This is a genomic window from Flavobacterium sp. (genome assembly GCF_027531905.1).
Taxonomy (GTDB): domain Bacteria; phylum Bacteroidota; class Bacteroidia; order Flavobacteriales; family Flavobacteriaceae; genus Flavobacterium.
Window position 1 is genome coordinate 1 of record NZ_JAPZSU010000060.1, and the last position, 6,651, is coordinate 6,651.

At 34.8% G+C, this 6,651-nt stretch carries 6 protein-coding genes and 1 pseudogene; 4 read left to right on the forward strand and 3 right to left on the reverse strand.

Going from position 1 to position 6,651, the window contains the following annotated elements; translation table 11 throughout:
• Positions 1–247 precede the first annotated feature (247 nt).
• Entirely contained in the window at positions 248–922 is a 675-nt protein-coding gene (locus tag O9307_RS13570) for a DUF4294 domain-containing protein (protein ID WP_298300246.1), read from the reverse strand.
• 81 nt (positions 923–1,003) lie between these two features.
• Between O9307_RS13570 and O9307_RS13575 the strand changes: the two genes are divergently transcribed.
• Positions 1,004–2,092 carry a M42 family metallopeptidase gene (locus tag O9307_RS13575; protein ID WP_298300248.1) on the forward strand — a complete coding sequence of 363 codons (1,089 nt, stop codon included), beginning with the start codon at positions 1,004–1,006 and terminating at the stop codon, positions 2,090–2,092.
• A gap of 108 nt (positions 2,093–2,200) precedes the next feature.
• On the opposite strand, the pseudogene O9307_RS13580 reads toward O9307_RS13575, so the two are convergent.
• Positions 2,201–2,323, reverse strand: a pseudogene (locus O9307_RS13580) (DUF2853 family protein); the annotation flags it as partial.
• A gap of 189 nt (positions 2,324–2,512) precedes the next feature.
• Between O9307_RS13580 and O9307_RS13585 the strand changes: the two are divergent.
• Positions 2,513–3,184, forward strand: a complete 672-nt coding sequence (locus O9307_RS13585) for a hypothetical protein (protein ID WP_298300250.1) — start codon at positions 2,513–2,515, stop codon at positions 3,182–3,184.
• 676 nt (positions 3,185–3,860) lie between these two features.
• Here the strand turns inward: O9307_RS13585 and O9307_RS13595 are convergent.
• Positions 3,861–4,598, reverse strand: coding sequence for a hypothetical protein (locus O9307_RS13595; protein WP_298300252.1), 738 nt, complete (start codon positions 4,596–4,598; stop codon positions 3,861–3,863).
• Between the two features lie 316 nt (positions 4,599–4,914).
• On the opposite strand from O9307_RS13595, the gene xerA reads away from it, so the two are divergent.
• Positions 4,915–5,958 carry a site-specific tyrosine recombinase/integron integrase gene (xerA, locus tag O9307_RS13600; RefSeq protein WP_298300254.1) on the forward strand — a complete coding sequence of 348 codons (1,044 nt, stop codon included), beginning with the start codon at positions 4,915–4,917 and terminating at the stop codon, positions 5,956–5,958.
• A 177-nt stretch (positions 5,959–6,135) separates the two neighbouring features.
• The gene (locus tag O9307_RS13605) at positions 6,136–6,492 is read left to right on the forward strand and encodes a hypothetical protein (protein WP_298300256.1); all 357 of its coding nucleotides are present in this window, start codon (positions 6,136–6,138) and stop codon (positions 6,490–6,492) included.
• Positions 6,493–6,651 lie beyond the last annotated feature (159 nt).

Below are 6,651 nucleotides of genomic sequence, written 5' to 3' on the forward strand. Positions count from 1 at the left end.
GTAGTGGAAAGCCCACAGGCTAGTGTAGTGATAACGAAACTAGTCGAGGACTTGTAGCGGATAGCCCGGCTCCTTATATATAGTAGCACCATACTTCTGGTGTAAAAACAAACTTGTCTATATATAAGGAGAACGCCCAAATAGTACTCGTAACGAATCGCGCGAACTGGAGAGATACGGGTGATGATATAGGAAGGTATAAAAAAAGCCGCCCGAAGACAGCTATATTTGTTATATATGAAAGACACTAGTGGGATTGACTTGCTTTTGCTTGCCAAGATTCATTAAGAGCTCCGTAATCTACTGGAGAAGCGGGTGGCTGATTTTGTAGACGACCCGATTCAAAAGCACGAACCAAAATCGTTTCTATCAAAAAGTCCTCGTTTACCTCGAAAGGTTGGTATTTTGTTTTTAAATTAATATCAAAAATACGCGCGGTGGTATTGGCCCAAAAAGCTTTCCAGCCACTCTTTAAATCAGATACTAGCTCGTAGGTCGTGATCCCTGTTTGTCTATGAATGAGTTTTACTAAAATTTGACCTTGCTTTCTTGAGAGTTTTTTAAGTTTTTCCTCAAATTCATTGGTCAAATAGTTTTCTACGATTTTGAAATACTTCTTTTTTTCTTTGTTTGTTTTCAAAAACGACATTCCTTTTTTAAGTGCTACTAATCTTTCGGAGGCTAATTTTGCATAAGGATAGGTTTTATAGACTCTATTTTGAAGAATTAGGAATTGCTTTTTGTCCTCAAGACTCAATTTTTCTTTGCTAATAATTATTTCAGGTAACAGAATGGTATCGCTAAGAATACTGTCGTTTTCAATAAGCACAGGCTCGATTTTTTCCGTTTCTTTGGGAACAACTTGCGCTTGAGCTGTAACAAAACACAAAAGGAAAAACAAATAAATGGAGATTCGGTTCATGGGAAAAATTTATGATTCAAAATTATAAATTTATATACAAGTCTGATGCCAAATTTATAAATTAGCAAAAAATAATTTTATATGAGTTCACCATCACTATTAAATGCTGCTTCGTTAGCATTTTTAGAAAAATACTTAAACAACGCCTCTCCTACTGGCTATGAATCTGAGGGACAAAAAATTTGGATGGAATACCTTCGTCCTTATGTAGATACTTTTATAACGGATACTTACGGAACTGCCGTTGGTGTCATCAATCCAGACGCACCTTTTAAGGTGGTCATTGAAGGCCATGCCGATGAAATTGCTTGGTATGTTAACTACATTACCGCAGATGGATTGGTGTATGTTATTCGCAATGGCGGATCGGATCATCAAATTGCACCTTCGAAACGCGTAAATATCCATACCAAGAAAGGAATCGTAAAAGGTGTTTTTGGCTGGCCCGCCATACATACTCGTAATCGAGACAAAGAAGAAATTCCAAAAACGAGTAATATCTTTATTGATTTGGGATGTGATACCAAAGAAGAAGTGGAGAAATTGGGCGTTCATGTAGGCTGTGTGATTACATACCCAGACGAATTCATGATTATGAATGACAATAAATTTGTTTGCCGTGCAATTGACAATCGTATGGGCGGATTTATGATTGCCGAAGTGGCTAGACTTTTGCACGAAAACAAGAAGAAGCTTCCCTTTGGTCTTTATATCACCAATGCCGTTCAGGAAGAAGTAGGCTTAAGAGGGGCTGAAATGATTACACAAACTATTCGACCCAATGTTGCCATTGTTACAGATGTTTGCCATGATTCGACTACACCTATGATTGATAAAAAGATCGAAGGTGAAACCAAAATTGGCTTAGGCCCCGTCATTACCTATGCTCCAGCAGTTCAAAATAACCTTAGAGAACTTATTTTGGATACTGCTTCTGAGAAAGGCATTCCGTTTCAACGATTGGCTTCCTCTCGTGTAACCGGCACCGACACTGATGCTTTTGCTTATAGTAATGGTGGTGTAGCCTCGGCGTTGATTTCCTTACCGCTTCGTTATATGCACACTACTGTAGAAATGGTGCATCGTAAAGATGTCGAAAATGTTATTCAATTAATCTATGAAACTTTATTAAAAATAGAGAACCACGAAACGTTTTCTTATTTTAAGTAATCAAAACCTATAAAAAAACTCCGTTACCCTAACGGAGTTTTTTATACTTGCTATTCAAAGCATTTAATTATAAATACTTTCTTTTTTGAAATGTACTGCCAATAAATACTAAACCACTGCTCTATATTTATTAGAATTTGATCGTCCGTATTTTTCTATAACAGCATCGATGGCGGCGTCCAATTCTGGGCCATCGGATTTATATTTTGTCGACATTTTTTTATTTAAAAATACAATAAAGGCCACAAAATGAAGAAAAAAAATTACTTGTATTTTTTTCTTTTGGAGTAGATTTGCTTTGAGGGTACGGATTATGTTTGCGGCTCATCGTTGTGGGCACGGATTGCAAATCCGCGCTATCGGGGTCTGGAGTGAAGGAAATGGAAATATGATATCAGATATTAAATCATTAAAAACAATATGACAAATCAAAATTTTATAAATATAATTAAAAATGAATGCCAATTTTTAGAAAATGATGGCTATCAATTAAAAATAATAGATAGAAATATCTGGTATGAAAAAAAAACAGATAAAGAGGGACTTCGTATAAGTTTTGGTTGGACAGAGTATGATTGTCTTTGGATTTCAGGCTTAACAGCTAATAAGAGATTTAATGAAGTAGAAACACTTATTAATAAAGCAATAAATATTGATTTAATAGATTTATACACTATTCATATCTCACCAAACCCAAAAGATATCCCTCAAGGTTTAAAGTATATAGAGTCTTCCGAAAATATAAACTTTGAAATTTATACTTATGAGGAATCTTTATTATTTATTGAATTTTTAAAATCTTTTTATTATAGAACAGTTGTACCATTTTTTGAAGAATATGAAAGCTTAACAAAAATTATTTATTGGTTAAATGAGAAAGATATAAGCGAACATCTTAACTTGATTGTATCTACTGGAAATACATTGATGCTGAGGAAATTAATCGTAATGAAATTAAATAACGACACAAAATTTCAGGATTTATATTTAAGATATAATAACTATTTAGCTCAAAAAAGCATTGAAAAAGAAAGCCCTTATGTTGATATGTACAAGAAGTTTAAACAATTAATCTCTTTTTTTGAAAAATAAATTTCTACCTGATCGCGCGGATCTATCTCTACGCACGATAGACCCGATCACGCGGATATATCTCTACGCACGATAGCGCGGATTTGCAATCCGTGCCCACACAGTGCATCAAAAATCTAAAATAAATCCAACATTACGACCTCTAAATCATTTTCTAAGCCCGCATAATTTCTAGCAGAACTAAAATAGTAATCCTCTGGTGAGCTAACTACTTTCTCTTTTACAGGATTGTTGCTTTATATTTTGTTGACATTTTTTTATTTAAAAATACAATAAAAGCTACAAAACAAACAAATAAATAACTTGTATTTCTTTGTTTTCGTGTAGATTTGTTTTGCTGGATTATGTTTGCGGCTCATCGTTGTGGGCACGGATTGCAAATCCGCGCTATCGGGTTTTTAAAAACCTGTCAGGTGTAAACTTGTAGCGTTTATACTCTTCATACTAGTAAAGCGTTGCTGTTGTTTTTTTGTTATAAAAACAAAAAGTAGTGGTAAATTTCTAATTCACAACACCTGACAGGTTTTAAAAACCTGTCAGGTGTAAACTTGTAGCGTTTATACTCTTCATCCTAGCAAAGCATTGTTTCTGTTTTTTTGTTATGAAAACAAAACGTACTCGCTAAAATGCTATTATTTTACTGATTCACAACTAACTGAGTATCCCTTTTTATCTTCTACTTTTTATTTTTCGACTTATTTTGAGTCAAAATTGCTTTGCTTCTCCTTTGGATTTCCACAGCTAATGCTTTCCAATTGGCGTCAAATTCCTCATAGTAGTGGTCTTCTTCGTTACCCGCAGGGAAATAGGCCGTCGCTTTCGACTTTACAAATTCTTTATTTTTTAAAGTAAAAGTATACACTAGCTGTTTGTAAGGTTTGGCATCTAATCCATCACTTTCTCCGTTGTATGTTAAATAAAATTCTGGAATCCCGTCTTTGTTTTCATCGGCAACAAAACAATTCTGGTAATCGAATTCAGGCCAATACACTTCGTTTCCAAAGTCTTGAAATTTTACTTTTTCAATAGTTCCTCCATGATCTGAAAGTAATACAAAAGCATAAAGGTTGTGATTTGAAAGGGTAAAAGGCTCATTATAGTCTTTGCGAACCACTCCCCAAGTTCCATCGGTTTTTATGCCATATACGTCGCTATAATTCCCTCCAAAATGTTCTATTGCTTTACTTCTTTTTTTAAAAATAAAATGAAATTCTCCATACCGACTAGAGGCTCGAATTATCATGGTTGTTTTTCCATACGGTTTTGTTCCATACGAATAATCAAAATCGGACTGCTCATTGAATACGGTTGAATCTTTTGGATAAAATGTCTTGGTTTGCAGCTTTTGACTATGGCTACAAACCGGATTTGAAAATGCTAAAAGCAAGGTTATAAAGAGGTTGCTTACGTTCATTATTAAGAGGTTTTTTATATCAAACCATAAATGTCTAAAAAAAAATCAATTTTGAGTCTTATGAAGTCTAATAATTTAAGCGATTGAGGGAAAAGGCAGAAAGCAGAAGGCAAAAGGCAAAAAGCAAAAAGCAAAAAGCAAAAAGCAGAAGGCAGAAGGCAGAAAGCAGAAAGCAGAAGGCAGAAGGCAGAAGGGAAAAGGCAGAAGACTTCTTACTTCTGACTTCTGACTATTCACTTTTCACATTTCACATTTCACTTTTCACTTTTCACTTTTCACTTTTTTCATTATCTTTAACTCTCTAACTATAAGCCTTATGCACTGGAAAGCCCAATTGATTACCCACCGAAAAGAAAAGAGAATAGCCGTTTATTTCGAAAAAGATGCTGCCTTAATCTCCCGCATCAAGCAACTTGAAGGCTCCCGATGGAGTCAGACCTTAGCCGTTTGGCATTTGCCAGATACCTTAGAAAACCGGATTCGGTTTAAAATTCAAACTTTATCACATACATTACCTTCTGATGAAGGCATTGCACAACTCGAAAAATTCAAACAATGGATGCGTTCGAAACGGTATAGTGAAAGTACGATAACGACCTATAGTGAGGCTTTAAAATCATTTTTGTTTTTTTATCGCGACAAACCCATTTCAGAGATCACCAATGAAGATGTAATCCTTTACAACAACGAGTATATTTTGGAAAAGAAAATTTCTTCTTCTTATCAGAATCAAATCGTGAACGGTATCAAATTATTCTTTGCTACGATTCGTGAAACCAAAATTGAGATTGATAAAATTCATCGCCCCAAACGAGAAAAAGTACTCCCGAACGTGTTGAGCAAGGATGAAGTAAAATCAATTTTGAACGCTCCTTCTAATTTGAAACATAAAACGATGTTGTGTTTGATTTACAGTTGTGGCCTAAGACGAAGCGAGCTTTTGCATTTAAAGCCCGCCGATATTGATTCCAAACGCGGTATTATCCTAATTCGCCAGGGCAAAGGAAAAAAAGACCGAATTGTCCCTTTATCTCCAAAAATACTCGAAATGTTACGAAATTATTATAGTACTTTCAAGCCCACAACTTGGCTTTTTGAGGGGCAAATTGCTGGAGCTACTTACTCTGAGAAAAGTTTGCAAAGTATTTTGAAGCAAGCGTTGCAAAAAGCAGGGATTAGCAAACCGGCTACGTTGCACTGGTTGCGCCACAGTTATGCCACGCACTTATTAGAAAGCGGTACCGACTTGCGGTATATTCAGGAGTTGTTGGGCCATAGAAGTAGCAAAACCACCGAAATTTATACTCATGTTAGTACGAAAAGTTTGCAACAAATTAAGAGTCCTTTTGATGATTTATGATAATTTTTTTTATATTTGGAAAACATAAAGACTGACTCAGGTCAGACCTATCACTCTATATTTGGTGTGATAGGTCTGATTTTATCAGACCTATATGCTAGTTAGCAGTAATTCTAAACCGAAACGGAGAATTCAATGACTCAACATTTTGAATAATAACAATATAGCAGAAATAAAATGAAAACTAAAGATGTGGATTTTGTTCCACTTGTATTTTTTTTAGTATTAGTACTAGCTTGCTTCTTTATTGGAAAAAATCTGGATGAAGTGAAATTAGATATTGAAAGAAACCGCAAAAATACTTTAGCAAAAGTGTTTTTTATAAATAGCAAGAGAAATTTTACAGATGCTAGATATTTTTACTTTTATGACGGTAAAAGATATGAGTCTGGAGAATATATTGACAGTTCTGGGGACGAATATTTGAACAAATATTTTAAAGTTGAATTTTCTTCGAAAAATCCGAAACATTCCAATATCTTTTTAGATAAAGAAATTACAGATTCATCAGAAATTAGAAACGCAGGTTTTTAAAATGAAAACAAAGAACTACTGCTAACAGCTAGGGTTTCGTTGCGGCTGCAAGCCGAACAATGAAACCCGTGTTGAACGGAACCGATTACAAATCCGTCAACACTATGGAGTTATCGTAAAGTTTTGAGAGAGAATACAAGAGGCAATTGCGCCTCTTTT